This window comes from Brachybacterium sp. GCM10030267, assembly GCF_042666875.1.
Taxonomy (GTDB): domain Bacteria; phylum Actinomycetota; class Actinomycetes; order Actinomycetales; family Dermabacteraceae; genus Brachybacterium.
This window is the reverse complement of sequence record NZ_JBHTCX010000002.1, coordinates 420,609-447,324: the sequence shown is the minus strand read 5'-3', so window position 1 is coordinate 447,324 and position 26,716 is coordinate 420,609. Positions and strand designations below refer to the sequence as shown.

Sequence of the window (26,716 nt, the reverse complement as noted above, 5' to 3'; positions counted from 1 at the left end):
GACAGCCATGAGCACCGCGCATGCCGCCGGTCGACAGTGGCGCGTCTTCTTCTCCTACACCGCGTGGTCCGTGGTGCTGATCCTGGTGCTGTACCCCGCCAGCCTCCTGGCGTACACAGGCGTGGGTCCCTCGGTGATCCTCGCCGACCATCCTGTGGTCGTCGTCCTGATCGCCGCGCAGATCGCCCTGGGTGCCTGGTCGGCCTGGCGCGCGCTGGCCGCCTGGTCGCGCACCGCCGGGCCGGCCGTGCGCGGCCCGTGGGATCTTCCCCGGGTGGGGCGCCTGCCGTCGGACTGGACCCTCGCGGCCACGGCGGCGCTGTCCGTCGTGATCGTCGCCTCGGTGCTCCTCGCCGAGGCCGAGCCCCGCCTGCTCATCGTCCCGCTCGTGCTGCTGGCCGGGACCGTCTGCCTGCGGTGGCCGTGGGGCGTCGGCATCATCATCGCGATCATCGTCTCGCTCGTCGCGGCGACGCTCGGGCTCCCTCCCCGCGCGGCGCTCGTCTGCGGCGGCTTCACCGTGATCGCCGTGTTCACCTTCCGCTCCTCCCTGTGGCTGGCAGCGATGGTCCGAGAGCTCGACGAGGCGCGGCAGAGCCAGTCCCGGCTCGCGGTCGCCGAGGAGCGGCTGCGCTTCGCCCGGGACCTGCACGATGTCACCGGGCGCGACCTGTCGGTGATCGCCGTGAAGTCCGAGCTGGTCGCCCAGCTGGCCGAACGGGAGGACCCCCGGGCCGTCGAGCACGGCCGCGAGGTCGCGCAGATCGCACGGGCCTCCCTCGCCGAGATCCGCGGGCTGGTGCGGGGCTACCGGGAAGCGGATCTGGCCGCCGAGCTGCGCGGCACCATCTCCCTGCTGCGCTCGGCGCAGGTGCAGGTCGAGGTGGAGGGCGACGTCTCCGACCTTCCGGCCGAGCACGCCGACAGCGCAGCCTGGGTGCTGCGCGAGGGCGGCACCAACATCCTGCGCCATGCCGATCCCACCAAGGTCACGATCACGCTCGGGGCCGACGGGCTCCGCCTGGTCAACGACGGCGTCCCCACCGGCGGGCAGGTCGTCGAGGGCGATGGGCTCACGGGCATGCGGGAGCGCCTCGGTGATCGTGCTTCCCTCGTGGTGCACCGTGACGGCGGCACCTTCACTCTCGATGTCCGCTACGACGATGCCGGAGGCCGCCATGACTGACCCCTCCTCCCCGCTGCGCGTGATCCTGGTCGACGACGAGCACCTGATCCGTTCCGCGCTGGCCACGATGCTCTCCCTCGAGGCGGATCTCGAGGTGCGCGGCGAGGCCGGGGCCGTGAGCGACGGGGTGGACCTGGCTCGCGCCGAGCAGCCCGACGTGGCCGTGGTCGATCTGCAGCTGCCCGACGGGGACGGCCTGGAGGCCTGCACCCGGATCGGCGAGGTCTCCCCCGCCACCCGGTGCCTGATCCTCACCTCGCACGCCCGGCCCGGGTACCTCAAACGAGCCCTCGCACAGGGCGTGCTGGGGTTCCTGCCCAAGACCACCTCGGCCGAGCAGCTCGCCCAGGCGGTGCGCGCGGTCGCCGCCGGGCGCCGCGCCATCGACCCCGAGCTGGCGGCGGAGACGATCTCCTCCGGGGATTCGCCGCTGACCCCGCGCGAGGCCGATGTGCTCGAGTACGCGGCCGACGGCGCACCCGTCGAGCAGATCGCCCGCCGCGCGCACCTCGCCGAGGGCACGGTGCGCAACTACCTCTCCAGCGCGCAGGCGAAGCTGCAGGCGAGCAATCGCCACGAGGCGGTGGGGATCGCCCGGCGCCAGGGCTGGATCTGATCAGCGCTGGGCCGGTGGCACTCGACGTTCCGGCCAGGCCTGATCGGCGTCAGCCCCGGCGGCGGGCGCGGAAGAAGTCCCGCAGCAGATCGCCGCATTCGCTCTCGCGCACACCGTCGGTGAGCTCGACGCGGTGGTTCAGCCGGGGCTCACGGACGAGGTCGTAGAGGGACCCGGCAGCACCGGCCTTCGGGTCCGGGGCGCCGACCACGAGCCGGCGCACCCGGGAGAGCACGATCGCGCCGGCGCACATGGTGCAGGGCTCGAGGGTGACGACGAGCGTGCAATCCGGCAGCATCCACCGGCCGCGCACCCGGGCGGCCTCCCGCAGCGCGAGGATCTCGGCGTGGGCGGTGGGGTCCTGGTCGGCCTCGCGGCGGTTGCCGGCGGCCGCGAGGAGCTCGTCGTCGGACCCGATGACGACGGCACCGATGGGGACGTCGGCCGGGTCGCGCTCGGCGGCGGCGCGCGCCTGGTCGATGGCCAGCCCCATCAGCTCCTCGTCGCTCATGGCCGCTATTGTCGCCTGCCCGCCACCCGGTAGCGCGCCTCGAGGAAGGCCCCGCTGCGACCGAACTCCTCGAGCTCCAGGTCGTACCTGCCCTTGAACAGGGGCCGGCCGGCGCCGAGGGTGACCGGGGCGATCGAGACGTCGATCTCGTCCACCATGCCGGCGTCGGCGAACTGGGTGGCGAGGTCCCCGCCGCCGACGATCCAGACGTCCCTCCCGTCGGCCGCGGCCTCGAGCCTCTCTCGGTAGGCCTCCGGCGCTCCGGAGAGCAGGCGGATGTTCGAGGCGGCCGGGTCGAGCTCGCGGTGGGTGAACACGAACGTGGGCTGCTCGTACGGCCAGGAGGACGGGCCGTCGCCCTGCGCCTCCGGGTGGTCGAGCACCCACTGGTAGGTGGTGTACCCCAGCACCACCGCGCCGATCCCGGCGATGAAACGGTCGTAGTCGAGGATGCCACCCGAGGGTTCCGGCTGGGACAGCAGCCAGTCCAGGCTGTCGTGCTCGTCGGCGATGAAGCCGTCCAGGGTGGTGGCGGTGTAGAAGCGGTAGGCGGTCATAGCGGCTGCTCTCCTGTCGTGCGACGGTGCCAGAGGATCGGGTCGGGGTCCAATGCGGGGGCTGAGAGGTCGACGCCGGCGTCGGCGAGCATCCAGCGCGCCAGCAGCCGGCGATGGGCGGAGAAGGTGAGCTCGTGGGCGATGATCTGCGAGAGCAGGAAAGACTCCGGCGGCTCGCACAGGGCGTCGATGATCCTGTCCTGCCAGGCGTCGCGGCGCTGGATGTCGCGCACCAGGGCGAGCCAGCGCGCGCCGATCTCGCGATGGCGCTTGCGCAGCTCACCGGGATCTTCGCCGCTGCTGAGGTCCGGCGCGGTGCGGGCCTCGATACTGGCCAGCCAGGGCTCCTTGCTGAGCACGAGGTGGCGCAGCAGCTGCCCGATCGTCTCGTCGGCCCCGTCCCAGCCGCGCGGGGCGCTGCCGGGCAGTCGTACCCGCGCGAGTTCATCGGACCCCAGCGCGCCGGCCGCCTCCAGCAGTGCATCGATGTCCTCGAGGTCGTGGCGCACCTGGATCCCGACCACGTCACCGGCCGAGATCTCCTCCGGTGTCCCGGCGTCGACGTACAAAGCCGTCGGTGAATGGAAATGGAGGCCGTTGGGCGAGGGCAGCCAGTGGCCGCGCACGTCGGCCGACGGGAGATCGCTCGGCGCGTGGCCGTAGGCGCGACGGAAGGCCCTCGAGAACCCTTCGACGGAGTCGTATCCGGCGGCGAAGGCCGCGTCGGTGACGGACGTGCCGCGCTGAAGTCGCCAGGCCGCCTGTTCGAGCAGCACCCGTCGGCGCAGGGTGAGCGGGGATTCGCCGCTGCGCCCGCTGACCTGTCGGGTGAAGTGGAACGGGGAGAGGAACGCGCCGCCCGCCATGTCGCCGAGGGTGTGGTGGCGCTCGTCCAGGACTGCGTCGAGCAGCCGGTGCAGCGGATCCGGTGAGTTCTCCTCGTTCTTGTCCATGTGATCCAGTATTCGTCGCGTGCCTGGCGCGCGCTTGACCGGTCTTGCTGTTCTGCGTGGTCCGGTAGATTCGCACCATGCGCGTCCTGGAGATCGACCACCCGCTCGTCGCCCACAAGCTGACGGTGCTGCGCAATCGCGCCACCCACTCCTCGGTGTTCCGCCAGCTCGCCGATGAGCTGGTGACGCTGCTGGCCTACGAGGCGACGCGCAACGTCGCCGTGGCGCCGGTGGAGATCGAGACCCCGGTGACCGCGATGACCGGCACCAAGCTCTCCAACCCCAAGCCCATGGTGGTGCCGATCCTGCGCGCCGGCCTGGGCATGCTCGATGGCCTGACCCGCCTGCTGCCCACCGCCGAGGTCGGGTTCCTGGGCATGGTCCGCAACGACGAGACGCTCGAGGTCACCACCTACGCGAACCGCCTGCCCGACGACCTCTCGGGGAGGCAGTGCTTCGTGCTGGACCCGATGCTGGCCACCGGCCACACCCTGATCGCGGCCTGCGAGTACATGCACGAGCGCGGCGCCCGCGACATCACCTGCGTCACCCTGCTGGCCGCCCCCGAGGGGCTGAAGGCCATGGAGGAGCAGATCGACCCCGCGATCGACCTGACCATCGTCACCGCCGCGGTCGACGAGAAGCTCAACGAGAAGGGCTACATCGTCCCCGGCCTCGGTGACGCCGGTGACCGCCTCTTCGGCGTGGTCGACTGACCGGCGCCGCGACGCCATGAGCTCCGAGGAGAGCCCGCTCGCCCATTGGGAGCAGCGGTATGCCGGCGCGGAGCCGGTGTGGTCCGGGCGCGTCAACCCGACCCTGGCCGCCGCGGTGGCCGGCCTCCCACCCGGTCGCAGCGTCGACCTGGGCTGCGGCGAGGGCGGCGACGTGATCTGGCTCGCCCAGCAGGGCTGGCAGGCACTCGGTCTGGACCTCTCCCCCACTGCCGTCGCGCGGGCGCGGGAGGCGGCCTCAGCACGCGAGCTCGGCCCCGGATCGGCTCGTTTCGAGCAGTGCGATCTCTCGGCGTGGGAGCCCGACGAGGCGTCCTACGACCTGGTCACCGCGTCGTTCTTGCATTCCCGGGTGGCGCTGGACCGCACCCGGATCCTGCGCCGGGCAGCGCGTGCGCTGGCTCCCGAGGGTCTCCTCGTGATCGTCTCCCACGCGGCCCCGCCGCCGTGGGCGCTGGCGCATGACCATGAGGGCACCGGCCCCACCGGCCCGCACGAGCAGATGCTCACGGCCCAGGAAGAGGCCGACGAGATCGCGCTGGACCCCTCTGCCTGGGCAGTGGAGGTCGCCGAGCAGCGCGAGCGGGAGGCCGACGGCCCGGACGGACAGCACGGTCACCTCGAGGACTCGCTGCTGATCGTGCGCCGCACCGCCTGAGCGCCGGCCTGACCTGGAGTTCCGAAGCGCCTCGCGTCCGTGGCGTTTCAGAATATGAACGCTTGCTTGCCCGAGACGGCAGGGCGGTGCATGCTCGTGGACATGACGTCGACCGCCGCGCTCAGCCAGACCACCCGCCGGGTGGTCCGCTCTGCGATGCGCTCGATGATGTTCATGATGATGATGCCGATGATGCATCGTCAGCCGAGCCTCTGAGAGCTCAAGGCACCTCCGGGGTCGGCTGACAGGAGCCGGCCGGAAGGCGCGGGCTCCAGGTGCTTCCGGGAGCACGCCCCTCGATGATCCGCCCTCAGGCGTCGATCTCCAGGGATCCCGGGCCCACCGCCCGCCGCGCGATACAGCGCCGCACCTCGGAGAACTCGCATCATGACCATCACCCTGGACCGTCCCGCCACCACCGTCCGTCCCGCCGCCGCTCGTCCGGCCGCCGCTCGACCCGCCGCGGCCCGCCCGGGCACCCGCGCCCCGCATCGTGCCGGCGCCTCGGCACCCCGCCCCCAGACCTCCGCCGAGGGTGTGACCGTCACCGTGTCGGTCACCCTTCCCGCCGGCACCGGGGACGTCGACGCCGCCCGCATCGCCGATGACCTGCGTTCCCACGCCCAGCGCCTCACGGCCTCCCAGCAAGCGCGCACCAGCGTGTCCGTGGACAGCCCCGACGCCTTCACCGCCACGGCCGCCTCCGGCCGCTCCAGCGCCCGCACCCTGCCGCCGCGCGAGCAGAGCCCGGCCGCGGTCAGCCCGCTGCGCCCGCGCCGCACCGGCGTGGTCTCCCCGAACTCCCCGGCCCGCCGGGATGCGGAGGCGGCACGCCGCCGGGCCGCCCTGGCCACCGCGGTCAGCCCCTCGAGCCCGTCGGTCGCGGCCGAGGACAGCCTGGTGGTCGACCTGTTCGGCCGCCGGGTGCGGATCGACGGGCAGGACGTGGACCTGACCTACAAGGAATTCGAGCTGCTCGCCCAGCTGGCCGGCAACGCTCGGCGGACCGTCTCCCGCGAGGAGCTCATGAAGACCGTCTGGGCCGAGGCCCCGGCGGACACCGGCGAGCGCACGGTCGACGTGCACGTGCGTCGTGTGCGTACCAAGCTCGGCCGCTACCGCCGCCTGATCTCGACCGTCCGCGGCGCCGGCTACCGCCTGGACCCGGGCAGCGACGTCGCGATCCTCGGCTGAGCACCTCGCGGCCCGCATCGCTGACCTCCCCGCGCCCTGGGCACCGCGGCGCGTGATGACGACGGGCGCCCCGAGCCCCGGGCGCACCGACCCCAATGCACGCACCGGACGCACCGAACCCAATGGGCGCACCGGGCGTCGCATCCGTGACCCTGTTGGAATTCGGCGCTCGTTCCAACAGGGTCACGGATGTGCGCAGCCGCGAGCGGCTGGAGTGAGCGACTCGGGTTCTGTGCAGCCGACGCGAGCGTCCACGGGTCGCCAGCGCGCGGGGCCACGGCCCTGCGCGGTTCGGTAAGCGATCCTTCCGCGAGCGGCGACGCCGTTCCGGCCGTCCCGGCACCGAAACGCCTCCGGACAGGACGAGCGGCCCGGAGCTCTCAACCGACAATGTCGGGGGCTCACGGACCGCTCGTCAGGCCTGTCGTCCGTCAGGGGTGGGTGCGGGCGAACAGGCTGGACGGGCTGCCATAGGTGGGGGAACCTGGCATTGTGCCCGTCCGGCCGCTCCCCATGAGGGGGGTCCTGGGAAGCGGCACATCTATGAAGTTTTCACACCGTGCCGGGTGGCACGGCCGCGACGTTATCAGTCGAAACCGGGAACTGTGACCCTCACGAGACCTGTCCCCCATCACGGCGATCCGAAGGCCGCGCACGTCCGTGGACGGCCCCTCGTCGCGACAACGCGTTCCCCTTGAGTCTAGGTCGTCCTCGGCTCTGTGTAAACGCGCCAGCACTCTGTGTTTTCGCAGGTGACATGCAGGAACATTCAGGGTTGGGGTTGGTGTCGAAGCGCCCAAGGTGTCGTCAACGTACATCAAAAACACCGCTCCTGCCGCGTGTTCTGCAGTGATGCTCACGAGCTGTCGATACCCTGCCCGCCGCCTCGCGCCGGACGGGGCTCGGGCGGTGTTCGGGCCGCTGTCGCGACCTTCACAGTGAAAGTGTGAGCACCGTCGCATCATCATGCAGCTTGCGGGGCCGGCGATGCTCCGGAAGCGTCTGCTCGGCGGCTCGGAGGCCGGCGATCAGCTCACCGGGAGCAGTGCACAGAGCCGCGGACAGCGAATCGTCGTCATGCATCCCGAGCAGGTCCACGGTGCGGGTGATGCCGTCGGAGACCAGATGGACGGCCGACAGATCGGTCAGCAGGGTTCGTCCGGTCAGTGCCTGTTCCGCAGCCTCCGGCTCGTGGCGGGCCACCCAGAAGCCACCGGTTGCATTGCGTCGCTCCTCGACCCCCTCCGGTGAGGACTCCTCACGTGCCACGTCATCGACCCGGAGGTCGCTGAGGCGCCGCACTCCTCCGTTCCGGGCATGCAGCAGCAGGGAGGAGTCGCACAGCACGAGATGCTCGAGGTGCTCACCGGTTCTGCGGACGGCGACGACGGTGGCCGACGGGCTGCCTGCCTCGAGGTCGCACTCGTCCTCGTGCAGTCCGCGCACCTCGGCGATCGCTCGCGCCAGCGCCCCGGTCAGATCCGTGCCCGGATCCTGGGCGCCGGTGAGCAGGTGAGCGGCCAGCCGGTGGGAGAACCAGGCGACGCTGTGATGGCAGCCGGCGCGGAACCGTCGGGGCAGGCCGGCGCCGTCGAGGACGACGGCCACGTCGCCGAGCACGCCGGCGGCGTCCTCGTTCGCGCCGGGGACCGCCGGATCGGTGACCAGTGTGGTGCGCACTGGTCCACTGTATGCACCCGCCCGCGGCAGAAGCGGGCTGGTCGTCGGGCATCCGGGGCCGCACGCCCGTAGAGTGGGTGCGATACATGCCGCTCGGCCGATACCCGGCGAGGCGGACACCAGGATGTGGAAGGGAACCATCGATGATCGCGCAGGCGCGGATCACCTCCGACACCACTGCCACCGTGCATCTGGCCGACGAGACCGTCGAGGTCACCGGGGCCAACCTCCCCGAGATCCGCAACCGGGTGAAGCAGGTCTTCATCACCGCCGCCCGCAGCGGCGGCGAGGCCGTGGACGTGGTGATCGTCGAGCCGGATGTGCGCCATCACCTGCGGGTCGAGCCCACGGGCCGGATCGCGGGGCGCACGGCGGACGACCGTCCGCTCTACGGGCCCGCCATCGACGACCCTCTGATCGCGCCGCCGAGCGGGGGCCATGCCGCCGAATCGCTGCCGACGGACGACACCGCGGACCTCAGCTCGATCACCCCGGATTCCCTCGGCCCAGCGGGCCCCGCCCGTCCCGCGGGCCCCGCCGAGAGCAGCTCCGCCACCGGGGAGCATGCGGCCATCGGCTCGCCCGCGACCGGGGAGCACGCCGCCATCGGTTCACCCGTGACCGGGGAGCATCCCGCCGTCGGCTCCCCCGCGACCGGCGAACTGCCGACGGTGCGGCCGCATCGTGCCCGCCGGCGCCGGGCGGCCGCGATGCCGCCATCGGCCCTGTCCGGAGCCAGCGTGGCCTCGCACGGGTCCGCCGGGTCGGACTCCGCGCCCTCGGCGTCCGCGACCTCCGCATCCTTCTCCGCCGGATCGGCAGGGTCGGCGCCCTCCGCACCCTCCTCCGCCGGATCAGCGGGTTTGGCGACCCCCGCTCCTGCCGCCGGTTCCGACACGGGCTCGCACGCGCCGGTGCCCGCACCGGCGTCGCGGGACGAGGTCATCACCTCCGTCCCGTCGGGCGGTGTCCGCTCAGGCCAGGAGGACCGGCCGGGCCGGGACGAGCGCTCCGAGCAGGGCGGCCGTTCTGCTGCGTCCGGAGATTCCGCGTCCAAGCGCCCGCTGCCGCCGCGCACGGTGTCCGACTCCGATGACCGGCCCACCCTGAAGGACCTGCAGTCCTCGACGGCGCGCCCGGAGAAGGACAAGGCCACGCGCGGATTCCGCGGTTTCATCATCAAGCTCACCGGCGGGGCCATTTCCCCGGCCCCCGGCAAGGCCGAGCGCCTGGACAACGAGCGCCTCGAGCGCATCCGACGGCAGCTGGATGGGCCGCGCAACATCGCCGTGGTCAACCTCAAGGGCGGCGCCCACAAGACCACGGCCTCACTCATGATCGCCGCCACCCTCGGCGTGACCCGCGGCGGCAACGTGCTGGCCTGGGACAACAACGAGACCCGCGGCACGCTGGGCTGGCGCGGGCTGCCCACCGAGCACCACCGCACCGCGGTGGATCTGCTGCACGACATCGGCCGCCTGCGCTCCCCCGAGGCCAGTAACGCGGATCTGGATCCGTACGTGCGGCCCCAGGGCGAGATGCGGTTCGACATCCTCGCCTCCGACGAGGACCCGGGCTCGGCCGCGCTGATCGATGACGAGGCCTTCGGGGAGCTCAACGACACGCTCTCGCGGTTCTACCGCATCAAGGTCATCGACACCGGCAACAACGTGCGCGCCTCCAACTGGCTGGCCGCCGTGCGCAACGCGGACCAGCTGGTCATCATCTCAACGGTCCGAGAGGACACCTTCAACGCGGCCGCGTGGATGATCGATGAGCTGCGGGCGACGGGGCTGGCCGAACAGGTCGACCACGCGGTGACGATCCTGTCCCACTCCGCGAAGGGGAAGGTCGACTCCAGGCTGCGTCAGCGCCTGCTCGCCCACTTCGGGGCGCACACCCGCGCGGTCACCGAAGTGCCCTATGAACAGCAGTTCGTCAGCGGCTCCCACCTCGACTGGTCGCGGATCCACCCCAAGACCAAGGAAGCCTGGCTGGACGCGACCGCGCTGATCATCGACGGGCTCTGAGCGGGACGGCGCACCCCACCCGACCCCGCGCGTCCACAGCACGACGCTCCCGGCACACCCCTGTCGGCCCCGGGGCCTAATCTGGTGGGCATGCCCGTCCGCCGTCTGCACCTCGTCGTCGACGAGGACCTGGGTCCCGCCCTGTGGGTGCGCGAGCAGACCGGGCCCGGCCGCTCGAAGGCGCTCGAGGATCTCTCCGGGCTGCGCGACGAGGCCCCGGCCGACCTCTCCGACGCCCTGGCGGAGGCCCCCGACCGGCTGCGGCACCGGATACGGATTCCCGGCCGCGACGGCCATCGCCGGGTCCCCGCGCTGCCGCTGGCCGGCCCGTCCCTGACCGCCGTGGTCGGCGCGGTGACCGAGCTGCTGAGCGGGCGCTTCGGGGACGAGCTCGTCGACCGCCTCAGCGCGCTGATCGGCGAGGGTGCCGCTGCGAGGCTCGACGAGGACCTGGTCGCCATGCCCGACCTGATCGCCGCGGCGCTGCTGGATCTGCAGGCGCGCCGCCTCGTCGCCGAGCGCCAGCTCCGGGTCCGCGCCGCCGAGCGGTTCGGCCGGCCCGTGCTGGAATGGCGCGCCCCCGAGCGGGAGGCGTCGCCGATGCTGCACGCCCTGGTCGACGGGCACGCGCGGGCGGCCTTCGCCGCGCACGTCCAGGCGCTCGAGCACCCGCCGCACCCCCACGCCTCGGATGCCGATGACCGCTTCGGGGTGCTGGCGGCCCTCGCGGCCGACGGCGACCTCGAGGCCGACCTGCCGGCCCGGCGCCGGATCACTGCGGCCTTCGATGCCTTCGTCGAGTCGGGGCGGCCGGGCGTGAGGCTCCGCTCGAGCGACAGCGACGTGGTGGTGCGCCTGTTCGAGCCGCCCGTCGGCACGGCCTGGCCGCTGGAGACCTGCCTGCGCGAGGCCGACGGCACCGTGCATCCCGTCGCCGACCTCCGAGCCGTCGGCGACCTCACCACATCCGGGGCCGCCGAGGCCTCCGCCGCCGTGATGCGCGAGGCCCCGACGGTGCGGGACGCGGCGGTGGACGAGACCGGCGTGGGCTGGCTGCTGACCACAGCCCAGGCCGGGGCCTTCCTCGCCCACGACACCCCGGCGCTCGAGGACGCGGGGATCACCGTGCTGCTGCCGCGGGACTGGACGAAGCAGCGCACCACCGTGCGCCCCCAGGCGGATGAGAACGCGGCAGCCGAGGGTGAGCGCAAGGCCTCCGGCGTCGGCCTGGACGCCATGGCCACGTTCCGCTGGCGCGTGGCCGTCGGCGAGACCGAGCTGACCGAGGCGGAGATGGAGGAGATCAGAGAGGCCCAGTCGGAGCTGGTCCAGCTGCGCGGGAAGTGGGTGCGGCTGGATCCCACCACGCTCCGCGCGGCCGAGCGCTTCCTGGACGCCTTCACGGCCGGCACCCGCGATCGGCGCCGGCAGAACCGGGAGGACGGCACGCCCCCGAGCGCCGGCGCAGCCCAGCGGGCATCTGCCGCAGGCCCCGCCGGGACTCCGCCGAGCCTGCCGCCGCCCCCCGCGGACGACCCGTCGGCCCCCGCCGAGATCTCCGGGCAGGCGCCGTGGATGGAGATCTTCTCCATGCTGCTCTCGCCCGAGGCGGCCGACGTCGACTTCGGCGTGCAGGCGCTGGTGGCCGGCGGCCGCGAGGGTCTGGCACGGCTCCTGCCCGGCGGCAGCGGCGCCTATCCCCACCCTGCGCCGCGGACCCTGGATGCCACCCTGCGGCCCTACCAGCTCGACGGGCTGAACTGGCTGTGGGCGCTGGACCGGCTCGGTCTCGGCGGGATCCTCGCCGACGACATGGGCCTGGGCAAGACGATGCAGGTCCTGGCGCTGCTGTGCCGGGAGCGGGAAGGGACCGGCCCCCTGCGGCCCGACGACGCACCCTCGGCCCCCGACACCGCCCCGGCGCCTGCGGCGGGCACCGTGGGCCCGACGCTGCTGGTGTGCCCGATGTCCGTCGTCGGGGCCTGGCAGCGGGAGGCGGCGACCTTCGCCCCGCACCTGTCCGTCCACGTCCACCACGGCGGAACCCGGGTGCGCGATGAGTCCTTCGTCGCCGGCGCCGCGGACCTCGACCTGGTCATCACCACCTACTCGCTGCTGGCCCGCGACCAGCCGGTGCTCTCGGCCGTTCCCTGGCACCGCATCGTGTTCGACGAGGCGCAGCACGTGAAGACCCCGGGCACGCAGGTCACCCGCGCCGCCCGCGCGCTGCAGGCCCCGCACCGCCTGGCCATGACCGGCACCCCCGTCGAGAACAAGCTGGCCGACCTGCACTCGCTGATGGAGGTCGCCAACCCCGGCCTGCTCGGCACCGCCACCAGCTTCCGCGACCGCATCGCCAAGCCCATCGAGGAGGAGGGCGACGAGGCGGCCCTGCGCCGGCTGAAGTTCGTCACCTCCCCCTTCATCATGCGCCGCGTGAAGACGGACCGCTCGATCATCAAGGACCTGCCGGACAAGAGCGAGCTGACCCGGGTGGTGAACCTGACGCCCGAGCAGGCCGGGCTGTACCAGGCACTGGTCGACGAGCTCCTGGACCAGCTGCGCGACGCCGACGAGAAGACCCGCCGCACCCTGGTGGTCTCGACCATCACCCGGCTCAAACAGGTCTGCAACCATCCGGCCCACTACCTCGGGGACGGCTCGCCCCTGCTGCGCGAGGGGCAGCACCGCTCCGGGAAGCTCGAGCTGGTCGACGACGTGCTGGAGACGGCCTTCGCCGACGGGGAGAAGGTGCTGCTGTTCACGCAGTTCACCACCTTCGGCCACCTGCTGGTCCCGTACTGGCAGGAGCGCTTCGCCCACCTGGGCCTGGACGTGCCCTTCCTCCACGGCGGGGTCTCCAAACGCGACCGCGACGACATGGTCTCCGAGTTCCAGGCCCACCGCGACCGTCCCGGCCTGATGCTGCTCAGCCTCCGCGCCGGCGGCACCGGGCTCACCCTCACCGCCGCCAACCACGTCGTCCACCTCGACCGCTGGTGGAACCCGGCCGTGGAGAACCAGGCCACCGACCGTGCCTTCCGCATCGGCCAGCGTCGCGACGTCAGCGTGCACAAACTGGTCAGCGCCGGCACGGTCGAGGAGAAGATCGACACCGTCCTGACCGACAAGCAGACCCTGGCCGACCTCACCATCAGCCCCGGGGAGGACTGGCTGGCCTCGCTCGACGACGACACCCTGGCCGACATGCTCTCGCTCAGCGGGGACGAGCTGGGGACGGCCGACGGGACCGACGGAGGCGACGGGACCGACCTGGCCGACCGAGGCGAGCGACCGTGAGGACCCCGCGATGAGCATCAGACTGACCTCGCGCCGCGGCGCGATCGGCAGGAACTGGCACGCCGCCGCCCTGCGCGACGCGGCCGAGACGATCCTCGGCGTGGGCCGTGCCGGCAGCGGCAAGGCGGACGCCCGTGCCGGCCGCGTGCAGTGGCTGGACATCGAGACCGGCATCGCCCGCGGCGACGTCCTCGACGCCGACGGTCACCTCTACCAGGCACGCGTGGACCTCCCTCCGTTCAGCCCCGCGGACCGGGAGGCCTTCGTGCAGGTCGCCCGCACCCGCCCGGACCTACCGACGCGCCTGGCAGGCGGCGAGTATCCCCAGGACCTGGAGGCAGAGCTCGCCCGCTGTGAGGTGTCCCTGCTGCCCCGCGGCGCCTCCGAGCTCTCCCACGACTGCTCCTGCCTGGACTGGCCGGGACCCTGCCGTCACGTCGCGGCACTGGTCTATGTGCTGGTCGAGGAGGTCGATGAGCGGCCCGTGCAGCTGCTGACCCTGCGCGGCCTCGCCCTCGAGGACCTGGTCCCCCCGGCCGGCGCGCGGAGCCCCGCGGCGGCGGGGCCGACGGGGCCGACGGGGCCGACACGACCCGAGGACCAGAGCGGTCCTGGTTCGGCGAGCGGGCCGGAGGAGCCGGGCACGCCGGAGGGCGGGGACGGTGCTGCGACTCGCGCCGGCTTCAACCCGGCCCGCATGGACCCGGCGCTGCTGGCCGAGGTGATCGGCGACGGACCGGCGGCGGCCATCGCCTCGTTCTACCGCGCCGGCGCCGCCCCGAGCGACCAGCCCACGGCCATAGAGTGAGGATCATGCCTGCCGCCTCCCCCGCCTCCGCCTCCGCTGCTGCCACCCCGTCCGTCGCCTCCGCTGCCGACATCGTCCCGGAGCACGTCAGCGCAGAGATCGCCGCCCTGTTCGACGAGGCCGTCGCCCGGCACCGCACCGCCGGGGTCACCTGGGCGCTCCTCGGCGGGCACGGCCACAGCCGGGCCGTGCTGGCTCACGGCGCGGCCGGGCACCGGGAGCTGGCCGATGGCCGCCCCGCGCCCGGCTCCGCGCCCATGGACCGCGGCACCATCTCCCGGATCGCGTCGATGACCAAGTCGTTCACCGCCGCGACCGTGCTCGCGCTGCGGGACGAGGGACGACTGCGCCTGGACGATCCCGTCGCCCAGTACGTCCCCAAGGCCGACGGGGCCTTCGAGACAGGTCCCGACGACCCGGAGGTCACCGTGGGCCACCTGCTGACGATGAGCGCGGGCCTGGTCACCGACAATCCGTGGGGCGACCGCCAGGAGGCCCTGACCCGCGAGGAGTTCGCAGAGATCCTGCGGGCCGGCCTCGGGCACGTCCACCGCCCCGGCACCGGGTTCGAATACTCCAACACCGGGTACGCACTGCTGGGCCGCGTGATCGACGAGGTCACCGGCTCGGACTACACCACCGAGATCCGCCGCCGCTTCCTCGACCCCCTGGGCCTCGCCGACACCGCCTTCGAGGCCGCCTCGATCGACACGGGACGCCTGGCCACCGGGCACCGGGTCGGCGACCGCAGCGACGCCACCCGCTTCGAGCCCGTGCCGCTGGACTCCCCCGGCGTGTACGGCGCGATGGCCGGCCTGTTCTCCACGGTCGACGACGTGGCGACCTGGGTGCGCTTCCTGGCCGCGGCCGACGCCCCGGGCGAGGCCACCCCGGCCGGGGAGCCGGCCGCACCCCCGCTCTCGGCCGCCTCCCGCCGCGAGATGCAGCAGCTCCAGCGCCACCAGCCGCTGGCGCCCCTGCCCGCCGGGGAGGATGGACGCTCCCCCGGTTTCGACCGGGTGCGCGGCTACGGGCTCGGCCTCGTCGTCGAGCAGTTCCCCGACCTCGGTGAGGTCATCTCCCACTCCGGCGGCTACCCCGGCTACGGCTCGTTCATGGTGTGGCACCGCGCCTCCGGCGTCGGCGTCGTGGCGCTGGCCAACAGCAAGTACGCCCCGGCCACGCCGTTGTCGATGCAGGCCCTGCGCCTGCTGCAGCGCGAGCTCCCGGAGCTGCTCGCCCCGCCGCGGAAGACCGCCTCGCGCCAGACCCTCCGGGCGGCCGCCGCCGCGGTGGACTGGCTGCGCACCGGCGACGCCGCTGCCGCGGACGCGGCGGACACGACGGATACGGCGGATATCTGGTTCGCCGGGAACATGGACCTCGACAGCACCCGCGCCGAGCGCCGCCGGCGCCTGGAGGCGGCCCTGGCCGCAGCCGGCCTGGACCACAGCGCCCTGGAGCTGCTGCGACCGGACAACGCCACGGTGCTCAGCCGTGCCCAGCTGCGCTGGACTCTGCGCGGCGCCTACGACGGTGCGCCCTCGGTGCGGATCGATCTGCTGACCGATCCGCGACGCGAGGCCCTCGTGCAGTCGCTCGACGTCACCACGGTCGCCGCCGGCTGAGAGCGGCCGGCCGGCCGCGCCTCAGGTGAAGACGTACCCGTCGCCGTCGTCGGCCTGCGTGCAGGAGAGGTAGGCGCCGTCGGCCGTCATGGCGATGACGCCTTCGTCCTCGGCGAGGCACTCCTGGCCGGGTTCGACCTCGGCGAAGGCGGAGTCGATGTCGCTGACCGGGGCGGCGGCACCACCGTCGGGACGGAAGACCACCACCAGCGTGACCGCCACGATGACCCCGAGGATCACCGCCGCGGCGACGCCGAGGCCGACCGCGAGCAGGGTGCTGCGGTTGGTGCCGCCGGGCCCGGTGGCCGTGCCCGTGGCCGTGGTGGTCCCGGTGGCCGTGCGCGCCGGGGAGGAGACGGTGCCCTGGCGAGTGCTCTGTGGTGCCCCCTGCGGCCCGTGTCCGGGCGGCGTGTGCTGCTGGGCTCCGCGCTGCGGCTGCGGTCCGCGCTGCGACTGGGGCGGGGTGCCGTGAGCGCCCGCTCCCCGCGGTCCGGTCTGCGGGGACGCCGAGCCGGAGGAGAAGCCCTGCTGGACCCGGCCGGCGCGGATCGCCTCCATGGAGGAGGCCGCGACCTGCGGGGCGGGCCGCTCGGGCCGGGCGGCACCGGGCGCGTTCTCGGGCAGGGGCTCCAGGGTGTCCTGGAACTCGAGCGGGGTGCCGTCGGCGTGCGTGAGCGGATAGCCGCGGGGCACGCGCGGGAGGTCGCGGCGCACGGCGTCGGCGCTGGTATAGCGCTCCTCCGGCTGCGCGGCGACCAGTCTGCGGATCACGGCGGACAGCTTCGGCGTGACCCCGCGCAGGTACTGGGAGAGCTCGTCGGGCCGGAAGGCGCCGTCGTGCAGCTTGATCGGGCCGTTCAGCGCGACCAGGGCGACCACGCCGGCGGCGTACAGATCGTGCGACGGGGCGGGCTCGGCCATCGAGAACAGCTCCGGGGCCATGTAGCCGGGGGTGCCGTTGACCATGCCCACGTGGGTGAAGCGCACGTCGCTCTCATGCACGGCGATCCCGAAGTCCGCCAGACGCGAGATGGGGAAGGCGCGACCGCGCGGCTCGAACATGATGTTGGCGGGCTTCACGTCGCGGTGGATCCAGCCCTCGGCGTGCACATGGGAGAGGCCGTCCAGCAGCTGGTCCAGGATGACCGCCACGGCGGGCTCGGCGAGCTTGCCCTTCTTCTTGACCACCGACTCGAGGGTGCCGCCCGAGACCAGCGGCATCGCGATGACCACATGCTCGTCCTCGGCGCCCCAGCCGTACGGGGTCAGCAGATGGGGGTGGTCGAAGGTGACGCCCTTCTCGCGCACGAAGCGCATGAGGTCGGCCGAGTCGCGCTGGCGCAGCACCTTGGCCGCGCACAGCTCCTGGGTCTTCGAATCCCAGGCGCGCCAGACGGACCCCGAACCGCCCTTGGCGATCAGGTCGATCAGCGCGAAGCGCCCGACAATCACATCAGCCATAACCCGCTCAGCATAACGGCCGCCCGAATGCGGACGTTATGCTGGCCACCTTCAGCGACCGGAGGGGAATGACGTGGGCCTGGCAGCACCGCTCGAGGATGACCCGATCTGGGACCCGGTCGCCTTCTCCTGGCCCCTGATCGGAATTCTGCTGGCCATCACCGTGCTGCTGACCATCGGTTTCGTCGTGTGGACGGTTCTGCAGCCCGACGAACCCGATCATGACACCAGCGGACTCGTCGACAAGGCCACCCGCCGCGACCGGGAGCAGGCGCGCACCATCCACCGCCGGCTCGATGCGGACTCCGGTCGCGCGGACACCTCCGAACCCGAGCTCAGGTGACCTTCCCACAGGAGCCCGTGCGGCGCCGCGACCTCACCCGTCTGCTCGCCATTCCCGGGGCGGCGCTGGCGACCCAGGCCACCGCGTGCAGCGGCCCCTCCCCGGTACCCACCTCGAGCGACATCGCCCGGGACCCGCTGGCCGAGCTCGACCCCGAGAACTGGGACGCCCGCACCGCGGAGGAGGTCCTGGCCCTGCCGGTCCACACGCCTGACCCGGCACCGTCGCAGTGGGACGAGCTCGGCACCGACGACGCCGCGCTCGATCCAGCCCGAGCAGCTCTGGTCGACTTCGTCCGGGAGGCGTACCTCTCCCCCTCCGCGCTGCGCGGACTGGACGACGACGCCGCACTGGAGCACATCATCACCGCCACGCCCGAGTACTGGGTCGAGGATCTGGAGACGGCGTGGAACGACGGCGGGCGCCACTTCTACGCGTTCTCGCCCGCTGAGCGGTACCGCACCGTCGGCCGGCCGGCGATCGCCGCCGACTGGTTCCGCGGGGAACGGGAGGACCTGCCCGTGCTGATGCTCGGCAGCACCGTGGCCTGGACCGTCCTGGACACCGACAGCCATGCCGTCGGCGTGATCGCCTACCGGCTCGGGATCGTCGCGACCATCGAGTCGGACGGCTCGGCGAGCGAGGCGACGCTCCGCGTGACGGTGCACGGCCTGGACGGCTGCGCCACCACGGACGAGGGCGGCCTGCCGGTCCCGGCGCTCGCCGACAGCGAGGAGCATCAGGCGGCCCAGAAGGCCACGATGGACAATGTCATCGCCTCCCCGCGCATCCCTCGGGACGCTCTGCTGGACGACCACTCCGCGCTCTTCGAGGGCCGCAGCTCCACCAACGTCGTCTGCGAGTGAGGGGCCGGGCGCCGAAGCACGCGCGGCAGCGTCCGCACACGCTGTTCACCTGGACGTGGCCGCACGCTCACCCCCGCCTTGCGCCCCGGAAAGGCGCCGGCCGTACGGTTGCGCGAACATCGATCCAGCGCATCACCCGCGCCGCTGTCCGACTCACGCCACGTCGACCCAGCAGCGCACCGACCGCACGGAGGGGAGGAGGCCCATGCCCGCCGGCCGCACCCTCGTCCTCGCCGTGGACGGCCTCGACGAGCACGACATCGGCGCCCTCACCGACGGGACGGGACCGATCGCCGCTGCGACGCCGCTGCGGATCCGCCCGGGCGGCCCCTCGGAACCTGCGCCCGCACTGACGAGCCTGGTGACCGGGGCGTCGGTCGCCCACACCGGGGTGGCCACGCAGGCGCCCTTCCGACCGGACCGCCCCGATCGCCGCTCCACCTGGTACGCCGAGGCGGTCACCGCTCCCACGCTGCTGGAGACCGCGCAGGAGCTCGGTCTCGTCACGGCCGCCCTGCAGTGGCCCGCGACCGCCGGCGCCTCCCTCGACCTCTGCCTGCCGCTGGTCGAGGACCTGGGCCGTTTCCGCAACCGGTGGGAGATGACCGAGCAGACCAGCTCCCCGCGGATGGTCGCCGAGCATCTCCGGGCACGCCGCGAGGCCGGTGTGCAGCTCTCCCAGGTGCCCCCGGACGAGCTGGTCGCCGAGATCGCCGCCGAGTGCTGCCACGGCGGCCGTCTCGATCTGCTGGCCGCGCGCCTGACCGGGCTGGGGATCGAGCGCCGCTCCTCGGGACTGGAGACGCCGGCGACTGCTCGTGCGCTGGTGGACACCGTCGATGCCATCGCCCGGATCGTGGACGCCTTCGCGCCCGATGAGGACGACCGCATGGTGCTGGTCCCGGGTCGTCCGCTGGTGCCGACGGCACTGCTGGTCCATCCCAACGCGGTCCTGGCCGCTCAGGGGCTGGCCGAGACCGAGGGCACGCAGCTGGCGGGTTTCCGTGCCCTGGTGTGGCCCGACGGCCCGCGGGGCGTGCTGCACGTGCGCCGCGAGGAGGGCCCCGTGGTGCGGGACGCCGCGATCGGCGCCCTCCGCGAGATCAGCGAGCACACCCGGCTGCAGCTGAGAGAGGTCGACGACGGGGTGGGGGCCACCACGGAGACCGACGTCATCGCCGTGCTCGAGGGCACCCCGGGCACGGTGTTCGGGCTCTCGGCGACGCACCGCCCGCTGGTCGAGGGCGATGATCCCTATTACGCGGGCCCGCGGGCGGTCTCCGACCCGTCGGCACCGGTGACGGCCCTGGCCGCGGGGCCGGGGCTGCCGTCCTCTCCCGCGGACGGGTCCTGGGCCGATCTCGGCGTGACCCTCGCGAGAGCACTCGGAGCCCCGCTTCCGGGCGCGACAGCGCACGGCATGTGCCCCGCCTGAGGACCGGACCCCGGTTCTCCGCGGCGCCTGCCCGAGCCGTCGTCGGGCCTCAGCGCACCCTGGGCACCCGGGCACGCGTCCAGCCGCGAACCGCCTCGAGCGCACGGCGCAGCGGGCCGGGCGGAGGACCGGCCAGCCGGTCGCGCAGCTCTTCGAGCGCGGGCGCGTGGTGGACGATGTGGTGCGTGCCGTCGTGCAGTGCGGGGTGGGCGCTGCGCGTCGTCAGCTCCCCGGCGGAGACCTCGACCGCGAAGGCCACCCGCACCTGGTGGGCGCCGTCGCCGTCCAGGACGACCTCGAGGCTGTCGACGGCGACGGCGAGATCCGCGGCGATGTCGGCGCGCAGCCGCTCGATCGCCGCATCGAGGCGCGCGGAGGTGGGCTCGTCCTCGCGCACGGAGGCGTTCAGCGGGATCGAGACCAGATTCCCGCCGACGTCGGTGATCGCGTCGATGACCTCGTGGATCCCGCTCTCGCGCCCCTGCTCGCGCACGGTCACCTGCTGGACGACGATGCGCAGGGTGCCCTCGGAGCTGTGCGGCGTCACCAGATCTCGGATCATGGCGACGGCTCTCGAGCTGCCGTCCCAGGTCACATGGTCATCTACCAAGTGGTCGCCTCGCGTCATGGGCACCAGGTTAGCGCGTACCTCAGGTGGCGGCGGGGTGCCTCAGGCAGGCGTGGGCGGCCTCGATCTGCGAGCGGCGTCCGGTCTGCGCGGCGGGGCCGTCGCCGTGGATGGCCGGGTCGTGGCCGGCGCCGGGGATCTCGAGGTAGGTCGCGGTGCCGCCGGCGTCGGTGATCGCGGCGTGCAGACGCCGTGAGTCCTCGACCAGGTAGTCCTCGGCGCCGGTGACCAGGTGGACCGGCGGCAGTGCGCCGAGCTCTCCGTGCAGCGGGCTGATGCGCGGGTCCTCCGGGGGCACGCCGCGGGCGTACAGCCGGACGGCGGTGCGCAGGTCCGCAGCGTGCTCGTCGTCGTGTCCGTCCTCAGCGCCCTCCGTGCCCGCGGGCCGGCGAGCGGTGGGAGTGAGGTCCGCCCACGGGGATTCCAGCAGCAGCAGAGCCGGGGCATCCGCGCCGGCGTGGATCAGCGAGTGGGCGGCCGCGAGCGCGAGCCCGCCCCCGGCGCTGTCGCCCGAGAGCGCCCAGCGGCCCGGACGCAGCAGCGACTCCCGGCCCATCGCGTCGATCGCGCCGAGGACGTCGTCGAGAGCCGCCGGGAAGGGGTACCGCGGAGGCAACCGGAAGTGCACCATCGCGGTGGCCGCGCCGGCACGCCGGCCGACCTCCTCCAGCCAGCCCCAGTGGTTCGGGCTCTCGCCGTACAGGTGGCCGCCGCCGTGCAGGTGCACGATGGTCGAGGCCGCGGCACGGTCGGCGTCGATCCAGGTCACGGGCACGCCCTGGTGCTTGCGCCGCTGGACCCGGGCAGGGGCCGCGACGGCGCGCGGGGGCAGGGTGGGCCGCTGGGAGGCGAGGATGCGCAGCGCACGGACGATGCTCATGGGAGGCATCCTGTCACGAAAACGGCGGATGCTCAGGTTCTGACCGGCGCTGATCCGCTGCGCTCGGGCAGCTCTCAGGCGGAGATCTCGTCGTCGACCATCCGGGGCCGGGCGGCGCGGTGGCCGACCACGCCCAGCAGCACGCCGCTGGCAGCCATCATCGCCAGCAGCGCGGGGATCGAGCCGGTGGCATCGAGCAGCGCGCCCGCGATGATCGGCCCGATCGCGGCGAGGATGTAGCCGTAGGGCTGGACCATGCCGGACAGCCGCGCGGTCACCAGCGGGGACCGGCTGCGCAGGGGGATCAGGGTCAGCACCGTCGGGAAGGCGAAACCGCCCACCCCCAGCACGCAGGCCCACAGCAGCGGGCTCACGGTCGGCGCCAGCCACAGCCCGAGATAACCGATCGCGGTCAGCGCGCCGAAGCCGGCCGCGATCCACGGCAGGTGCCGGGAGCGGTCGACCACCACGGGCATCACCAGGCCGCCGACGACGCCCCACGCCAGGACCACCGCCATGATCACGCCCGCTCTCATCGGGGAGATCCCGGCCGACGTCAGCACCTGCGGCAGGAACCCGAACTGGGTGTAGACGTTCGTGGACTGCAGGCCGAACATGACGGTCAGGGCGATGGCCGTCGGCGAGCGCAACAGGGAACCGCGCAGCTCGCCCGCCGGTGACGGCGGCGGGAAGTCGTGCCCGGTGCGGACCAGGACGAGCACCCAGATCAGCACGGGCACCGCGGCGAGCATGCCCCAGAACTGCAGGGACTCGCGCCAGCCCTCGGCGCCGGGACCGGCCAGCGGCACGGACAGGCCCGCTCCGGCCGCCCCGCCGAGCGCGAGCATCATGCTGTACAGCGTCAGCAGCGTCACCGTGCGCGCGGCCCCGTGCTGCTTGATCCACGCGGGCACCACCACGTTGCCCAGCGCCGGGCCCACCAGGGCCAGCAGCGACAGGATCAGGAACAGGGCGAAGGCATCGACCGTCGGCCGCAGCAGCAGGCCGAGGGTGGCCAGCACGAAGGAGGCCACGACCGTTCCGGTCAGGCCCAGCACGCGCGAGATGGGCACGGCGAGGGCTCCGAAGACGCCGAAGGCGAGGCAGGGCAGCGCGGTCAGCAGCCCGGAGGCGGTCGCGCCCTGGTCGTAGGCGGCCTCGACGTCGCCCATCAGCGGTCCCAGCGAGCTGGCGCCGGGACGGAGGTTCAGCGCGACCACGCTCACGGCGAGGACGGCGAGGAGGCCGCCGACGGCGGTGGCGCGCGTGGCGCGGGCCGAAGCCGGCCCAGCAGGCCCGGACGGCCCGGCCGGAGAGTCAGGCGCAGCGGCTTCCGGGGAGGCTCCGGCGGAGGTCGTCGAGGAGGTGGGGGCGGGATCCGACGGGGTGGTGCTCACCGCACCGTCCTACAGGTTCGGGCCCGGCCACGGCCAGCACGTGATCCGGAGATCACGCCGGGGCCCTACTCTGGTGCGCGGCCCGATCGCCCCGTCGGCCGCTCCCTCGCCCAGGACCCGCAAGGACAGCTCCATGACGCCCGACCCCGCCTCCGCTTCCGGCTTCGGCTCGGCCTCCGCCACCGCGGCCCCCGCCTCTCCTCGCCGGCATCCCGTCGACCAGGTCCCTGCGCCCGGCCGCCTCGCCGTGCTCTCCGTCCAGCACGTGCTGGCCTTCTACGCCGGCGCGGTGATCGTGCCGCTGCTGATCGCCTCCGGGCTGGGCCTGACGGCCGAGCAGACCATCCACCTCATCAACGCCGACCTGTTCACCTGCGGCATCGCGACGCTGATCCAGTCGGTGGGCTTCTGGAAGATCGGGGTGCGCCTGCCGATCATCCAGGGCGTGACGACCACGGCGGTCAGCCCCATCATCGCGATCGGCCTGGCCGCGACCGGTGGGGAGGGCGGCGCCGAGGGGCTGCCGATGATCTACGGGTCGATCATCGTCGCGGGCCTGTTCACCTTCCTGGCCGCGCCGTACTTCGCGAAGATCCTGCGGTTCTTCCCGCCGGTGGTGATCGGCACCGTGCTGACCACGATGGGCATCACCCTGCTCGGCGTCTCCGCCGGGGACATCACCAACCAGGCCGACGGGGTCCCCGCCACCCGCGACGTGCTCTACGCCCTGGGCACCCTGGCGATCATCGTGCTGGTCCAACGCTTCTTCCGCGGCTTCCTGGGCACCATCGCGGTGCTGCTGGGCCTGGTGATCGGCACCGCGGTCGCACTGCTGCTGGGCGACACCTCCTTCAGCGGCGTCACCGAGGCCTCCGCCTTCGGCGTCACCACGCCCTTCTACTTCGGCGTCCCCACCTTCTCGCTGACCGCGATCCTCTCGATGATCATCGTCATGCTCATCACCATGGTCGAGACCACCGGGGACGTGTTCGCCGCCGGGGAGATCGTCGGCAAGCGGATCCGCCCGCGCAGCATCAGCGCGGCGCTGCGGGCAGACGGCGCCTCGACCCTGCTGGGCGGGATCCTGAACTCCTTCCCCTACACCTGCTTCGCCCAGAACATCGGCCTGGTGCGGCTGACCCGCGTGAAGTCCCGCTGGGTGGTCGCCGGGGCAGGCGTGCTCATGATCGTCCTGGGCGTGCTGCCGAAGGCCGGCGCCGTGGTCGAGGCGATCCCGGCCCCCGTGCTCGGCGGGGCGTCGCTGGCGCTGTTCGCCTCGGTGGCCCTCGTCGGCATCCAGACCCTGTCGAAAGTCGACCTCACCGACAACCGCAACTCGGTCATCGTCGGCACCTCCCTGGGCCTGGCGATGCTGGTCAGCTTCAAGCCCGATGTGGCCGCCGTGTTCCCCACCTGGGCGCAGACCTTCGTCTCCTCCGGCGTGAGCGTCGGCGCGATCACCGCGATCGTGCTGAACCTGCTGTTCTTCCACCTCGGGCCCCAGCACGGCTCGAACGTCGCCACCACCGCCGCCGGCGAGCGGATCGGGATCGAGGACGTCAACGACATGGACCGCGAGGCGTTCGTGGCCACGTTCGCCTCGCTGTTCAACGGCGCGACCTGGCCGCTGGAGCGGGCCTGGGAGTCCCGCCCCTTCGCCGATGCCCCGGCGCTGCGCGCCGCCCTCGAGGACGCCGTGCTGACGGCCGGCCGCGAGGAGCAGGACGCCCTGGTGGCCGCCTATCCGGACATGGCCACGCTGGTCACGGCCGACGAGGAGGAGGCCGGCGCCATCAGTCAGGACGTCGGCTCCTTCGCCCTGGAGAACCTCTCCGACGGGGACGTCGAGGAGGTCCGCGAGCTCTCGGCCCGCTACGAGGAGCGGTTCGGTCTGCCGTTCGTGGCGTTCCTGGGCCGCACCGACTCGTTCCGCCAGATCATCGAGGACGGCGTGCGCCGCCTGGACCATTCGCGCGAGCAGGAGCGCCGCGTCGCCCTGACGGAGGTCGTCGAGATCGCCGGGGACCGTTTCGGCATCATGGTCGCCGACGCCAACCCTGTCGGCACCGCCTGGGCCCGGAAGTTCGACTCGCTGCAGTGAGCTGGAGCGGGCCGCGCTCGGACGGGGCCGCGCCCGCACGGGGCGGTGGTCGCCTCAGGGGCGGCGCCAGTCGTCGCCCTGCAGGTGGGAGCCGGCCATCGGCCCCATGGTGAGCATCCCGCCGTCGACCACCCAGGACTGGCCCGTGACATAGCCGGCGTCGGGTCCGGCGAGGAAGGCCACGGTGGCCGCGATCTCCCGGGCGTCGCCCGGGCGGGAGACGGGGATGCCGGGGCGGTGCTTGTCCTCGAGCACGCTCTCGTCCTCCTGTCCGGTCATCTCCGTGGCGATCTCCCCGGGGGCGACCGCATTGACCGTGATGCCGTGCTCGGCCAGCTCGAGCGCGGCCACCTTGACCAGCAGGCCGAGCCCGCCCTTGGCCGCGCAGTACGGGCCCGCGCCCACGCGCGGGGCGTGCTCGTGCACGGAGGTGATGGCGATGATCCGGCCGCCGCTGCCGGCCTCGACCATGCGGCGGGCGGCGGCCTGGAGGCAGCTGAACGCCCCGTCGAGGTCGACGGCGACGACGTGGCGCCAGGTCTCCAGATCCATGTTCAGCAGCAGCTGCGAGGTGCCGGTGCCGGAGCTCATGACCAGGGTGTCCACCCCGCCCATGGTCGTCGCCAGGTCATCGACGACCGCGGCTCCGGCGGCGGGGTCGGAGAGGTCCAGACGGCGCACGTGGGCCACGGCCCCGGCGGCCTCGACCTCCCGAGCGGTGCCCTGGGCGCCCTCCTCGTCCTGGTGCCAGGTGATGCCGACCTGACGATCCGGGCCGGCCAGGGCCACCGCGGTGGCCCGGCCGATGCCGGAGTCCGATCCGGTGACGATGGCGCGGCGCGGCTCGAAGGCGGCGGAGCCGCCCGTCGGCGCCGGGGTCGCGCTCATCGCGAAACCAGCTTGAAGAAGGTGCTGTCCTCGCCGTCGGCCTGCTCCTGCTGATACAGGAAGGCGAGGTTCTGCTGGTCGAACTTCGCGAACCAGTCGTCCCAGCTGACGTGCTCCAGCTGCTCCTCACCGGTCCCGCCGGGGAAGTCGATGCGCAGCACGCCGACGTCACCGGAGTCGCCGGTGCCCTTGACCCCGGCCGGGGTGCCGTCGTGCTGCTCGACCCACCGGCGGATCTCGCCGTGGTCGGTGGTGGTGATGCTCTGCGATGCCATGGGTCTCCTCCTCGAGGGTGGTTCGTGGTGCAGGGGGAAGGTGCGCTTCGGACGGGTCGGAGTCGGACGGGTCAGAGAGGCTTCAGCGGATCGTGGCCGATCGACATCAGCCCGCGCCGCCAGCCGTCGTCGCCCGCAGTGGGTTCGGGATCCTCTCCGCGCTGGGTGCGGATGGTCTCGACGGTGCGTCGCATGATGTCCGCGTCCTCGCCGGTGAGGTCGGTGCGACGCTTGCCGAGCACATCCAGCACGCCGCGCGAGAGCGGCCGGCCGGCCTGGTCGGGGAACGTCTCCGTGCTCTCGCCGGCGCCTTCCGTGGCGAGCCACTCGCGCAGCTCCGCGGAGGTCATGTTCACCAGGCTGTGGAACTCCTGCCACAGCTCCTCGTCGACGACGGATTCGGCCATGTCCGATCGCCTCCTCGTCTGCTCGCCCTGTGGTGCACACCACGGTCGTCCGCGCGGCAGGGAGCGTCAAGATCGACGGGCGAACCTCGACCGGGTGGTCCGCGACATCGCCGTCCGGATCGGGCCCCGGAGCCATCACCAGGGCCATCGACGCGTCCGGCGGACGGCGCTAGCGTGGGC

General features: G+C 73.0%; 24 protein-coding genes. 13 read left to right on the top strand and 11 right to left on the bottom strand.

What is annotated here, in order from left to right:
- Positions 1 to 7: 7 nt before the first annotated feature.
- Positions 8 to 1,186 carry a sensor histidine kinase gene (locus ACFQS2_RS02370; protein WP_377792602.1) on the top strand — a complete coding sequence of 393 codons (1,179 nt, stop codon included), beginning with the start codon at positions 8 to 10 and terminating at the stop codon, positions 1,184 to 1,186.
- Positions 1,179 to 1,802, top strand: a complete 624-nt coding sequence (locus tag ACFQS2_RS02365) for a response regulator (RefSeq protein WP_377792601.1) — start codon at positions 1,179 to 1,181, stop codon at positions 1,800 to 1,802. The genes ACFQS2_RS02370 and ACFQS2_RS02365 overlap by 8 nt, the downstream gene beginning before the upstream one ends.
- A 49-nt stretch (positions 1,803 to 1,851) precedes the next feature.
- Here the strand turns inward: ACFQS2_RS02365 and tadA are convergent, their stop codons facing one another.
- Genes tadA through ACFQS2_RS02350 form a run of 3 tightly spaced genes read right to left on the bottom strand, consistent with a single transcriptional unit; the run spans position 1,852 to position 3,823 of the window.
- The gene (tadA, locus tag ACFQS2_RS02360; RefSeq protein ID WP_377792600.1) at positions 1,852 to 2,313 is read right to left on the bottom strand and encodes a tRNA adenosine(34) deaminase TadA; all 462 of its coding nucleotides are present in this window, start codon (positions 2,311 to 2,313) and stop codon (positions 1,852 to 1,854) included.
- A 5-nt stretch (positions 2,314 to 2,318) separates the two neighbouring features.
- Positions 2,319 to 2,870: a dihydrofolate reductase family protein gene (locus ACFQS2_RS02355; RefSeq protein WP_377792599.1), complete on the bottom strand. Its 552-nt coding sequence runs from the start codon at positions 2,868 to 2,870 to the stop codon at positions 2,319 to 2,321.
- Positions 2,867 to 3,823 (bottom strand): helix-turn-helix domain-containing protein, encoded by a 957-nt coding sequence (locus ACFQS2_RS02350; protein WP_377792598.1) that lies wholly within the window; start codon positions 3,821 to 3,823, stop codon positions 2,867 to 2,869. Before ACFQS2_RS02350 ends, ACFQS2_RS02355 begins: the two co-directional genes overlap by 4 nt.
- A 77-nt stretch (positions 3,824 to 3,900) precedes the next feature.
- On the opposite strand from ACFQS2_RS02350, the gene upp reads away from it, so the two are divergent.
- From upp to ACFQS2_RS02335, 3 genes are all read left to right on the top strand, one after another.
- Positions 3,901 to 4,539 carry a uracil phosphoribosyltransferase gene (gene upp, locus ACFQS2_RS02345; RefSeq protein WP_377018783.1) on the top strand — a complete coding sequence of 213 codons (639 nt, stop codon included), beginning with the start codon at positions 3,901 to 3,903 and terminating at the stop codon, positions 4,537 to 4,539.
- A complete protein-coding gene (locus ACFQS2_RS02340) occupies positions 4,511 to 5,215 on the top strand; it encodes a class I SAM-dependent methyltransferase (protein ID WP_377792597.1) in 705 nt (234 codons plus the stop codon). The genes upp and ACFQS2_RS02340 overlap by 29 nt, the downstream gene beginning before the upstream one ends.
- 387 nt (positions 5,216 to 5,602) lie before the next feature.
- Complete coding sequence (locus tag ACFQS2_RS02335) at positions 5,603 to 6,409, top strand: winged helix-turn-helix domain-containing protein (protein WP_377792596.1); 807 nt, start codon at positions 5,603 to 5,605, stop codon at positions 6,407 to 6,409.
- Between the two features lie 933 nt (positions 6,410 to 7,342).
- Here ACFQS2_RS02335 and ACFQS2_RS02330 read toward each other — a convergent pair.
- Positions 7,343 to 8,089 carry a protein phosphatase 2C domain-containing protein gene (locus ACFQS2_RS02330; protein WP_377792595.1) on the bottom strand — a complete coding sequence of 249 codons (747 nt, stop codon included), beginning with the start codon at positions 8,087 to 8,089 and terminating at the stop codon, positions 7,343 to 7,345.
- Positions 8,090 to 8,232: 143 nt separating this feature from the next.
- On the opposite strand from ACFQS2_RS02330, the gene ACFQS2_RS02325 reads away from it, so the two are divergent.
- The 4 genes from ACFQS2_RS02325 to ACFQS2_RS02310 all read left to right on the top strand — a co-directional run bounded on the left by ACFQS2_RS02325 (position 8,233) and on the right by ACFQS2_RS02310 (position 15,855).
- Complete coding sequence (locus ACFQS2_RS02325; protein ID WP_377792594.1) at positions 8,233 to 10,119, top strand: chromosome partitioning protein; 1,887 nt, start codon at positions 8,233 to 8,235, stop codon at positions 10,117 to 10,119.
- A 90-nt stretch (positions 10,120 to 10,209) separates the two neighbouring features.
- Positions 10,210 to 13,419 carry a DEAD/DEAH box helicase gene (locus ACFQS2_RS02320; RefSeq protein ID WP_377792593.1) on the top strand — a complete coding sequence of 1,070 codons (3,210 nt, stop codon included), beginning with the start codon at positions 10,210 to 10,212 and terminating at the stop codon, positions 13,417 to 13,419.
- Positions 13,420 to 13,429: 10 nt separating this feature from the next.
- Positions 13,430 to 14,227, top strand: coding sequence for an SWIM zinc finger family protein (locus ACFQS2_RS02315; RefSeq protein WP_377792592.1), 798 nt, complete (start codon positions 13,430 to 13,432; stop codon positions 14,225 to 14,227).
- A gap of 5 nt (positions 14,228 to 14,232) precedes the next feature.
- Complete coding sequence (locus ACFQS2_RS02310; RefSeq protein WP_377792591.1) at positions 14,233 to 15,855, top strand: serine hydrolase domain-containing protein; 1,623 nt, start codon at positions 14,233 to 14,235, stop codon at positions 15,853 to 15,855.
- A 21-nt stretch (positions 15,856 to 15,876) separates the two neighbouring features.
- Here the strand turns inward: ACFQS2_RS02310 and ACFQS2_RS02305 are convergent, their stop codons facing one another.
- Positions 15,877 to 17,316, bottom strand: coding sequence for a serine/threonine protein kinase (locus tag ACFQS2_RS02305; protein ID WP_377792590.1), 1,440 nt, complete (start codon positions 17,314 to 17,316; stop codon positions 15,877 to 15,879).
- A 73-nt stretch (positions 17,317 to 17,389) separates the two neighbouring features.
- Here ACFQS2_RS02305 and ACFQS2_RS02300 point away from each other — a divergent pair, with 73 nt between their 5' ends.
- The 3 genes from ACFQS2_RS02300 (at position 17,390) to ACFQS2_RS02290 (ending at position 19,960) form a co-directional block, all read left to right on the top strand.
- Complete coding sequence (locus ACFQS2_RS02300; protein ID WP_377018773.1) at positions 17,390 to 17,659, top strand: hypothetical protein; 270 nt, start codon at positions 17,390 to 17,392, stop codon at positions 17,657 to 17,659.
- The gene (locus ACFQS2_RS02295) at positions 17,656 to 18,525 is read left to right on the top strand and encodes a hypothetical protein (RefSeq protein ID WP_377018772.1); all 870 of its coding nucleotides are present in this window, start codon (positions 17,656 to 17,658) and stop codon (positions 18,523 to 18,525) included. The genes ACFQS2_RS02300 and ACFQS2_RS02295 overlap by 4 nt, the downstream gene beginning before the upstream one ends.
- Positions 18,526 to 18,730: 205 nt before the next feature.
- Complete coding sequence (locus tag ACFQS2_RS02290) at positions 18,731 to 19,960, top strand: alkaline phosphatase family protein (protein WP_377018771.1); 1,230 nt, start codon at positions 18,731 to 18,733, stop codon at positions 19,958 to 19,960.
- Between the two features lie 49 nt (positions 19,961 to 20,009).
- On the opposite strand, the gene ACFQS2_RS02285 is transcribed toward ACFQS2_RS02290, so the two are convergent.
- The 3 genes from ACFQS2_RS02285 to ACFQS2_RS02275 all read right to left on the bottom strand — a co-directional run bounded on the left by ACFQS2_RS02285 (position 20,010) and on the right by ACFQS2_RS02275 (position 22,865).
- Complete coding sequence (locus tag ACFQS2_RS02285; RefSeq protein WP_377018770.1) at positions 20,010 to 20,588, bottom strand: hypothetical protein; 579 nt, start codon at positions 20,586 to 20,588, stop codon at positions 20,010 to 20,012.
- Positions 20,589 to 20,610: 22 nt separating this feature from the next.
- The gene (locus ACFQS2_RS02280) at positions 20,611 to 21,468 is read right to left on the bottom strand and encodes an alpha/beta hydrolase fold domain-containing protein (protein WP_377018769.1); all 858 of its coding nucleotides are present in this window, start codon (positions 21,466 to 21,468) and stop codon (positions 20,611 to 20,613) included.
- 74 nt (positions 21,469 to 21,542) lie between these two features.
- Complete coding sequence (locus ACFQS2_RS02275) at positions 21,543 to 22,865, bottom strand: MFS transporter (RefSeq protein ID WP_377792589.1); 1,323 nt, start codon at positions 22,863 to 22,865, stop codon at positions 21,543 to 21,545.
- A 133-nt stretch (positions 22,866 to 22,998) separates the two neighbouring features.
- On the opposite strand from ACFQS2_RS02275, the gene ACFQS2_RS02270 reads away from it, so the two are divergent.
- Positions 22,999 to 24,966, top strand: coding sequence for a solute carrier family 23 protein (locus tag ACFQS2_RS02270; RefSeq protein ID WP_377792588.1), 1,968 nt, complete (start codon positions 22,999 to 23,001; stop codon positions 24,964 to 24,966).
- A gap of 54 nt (positions 24,967 to 25,020) precedes the next feature.
- On the opposite strand, the gene ACFQS2_RS02265 is transcribed toward ACFQS2_RS02270, so the two are convergent.
- From ACFQS2_RS02265 to ACFQS2_RS02255, 3 genes are all read right to left on the bottom strand, one after another.
- Positions 25,021 to 25,854 carry an SDR family oxidoreductase gene (locus ACFQS2_RS02265; protein ID WP_377792587.1) on the bottom strand — a complete coding sequence of 278 codons (834 nt, stop codon included), beginning with the start codon at positions 25,852 to 25,854 and terminating at the stop codon, positions 25,021 to 25,023.
- Positions 25,851 to 26,129 carry a hypothetical protein gene (locus ACFQS2_RS02260; RefSeq protein ID WP_377018765.1) on the bottom strand — a complete coding sequence of 93 codons (279 nt, stop codon included), beginning with the start codon at positions 26,127 to 26,129 and terminating at the stop codon, positions 25,851 to 25,853. The genes ACFQS2_RS02265 and ACFQS2_RS02260 overlap by 4 nt, the downstream gene beginning before the upstream one ends.
- 71 nt (positions 26,130 to 26,200) lie before the next feature.
- Complete coding sequence (locus ACFQS2_RS02255; RefSeq protein ID WP_377018764.1) at positions 26,201 to 26,536, bottom strand: DUF3140 domain-containing protein; 336 nt, start codon at positions 26,534 to 26,536, stop codon at positions 26,201 to 26,203.
- Positions 26,537 to 26,716 lie beyond the last annotated feature (180 nt).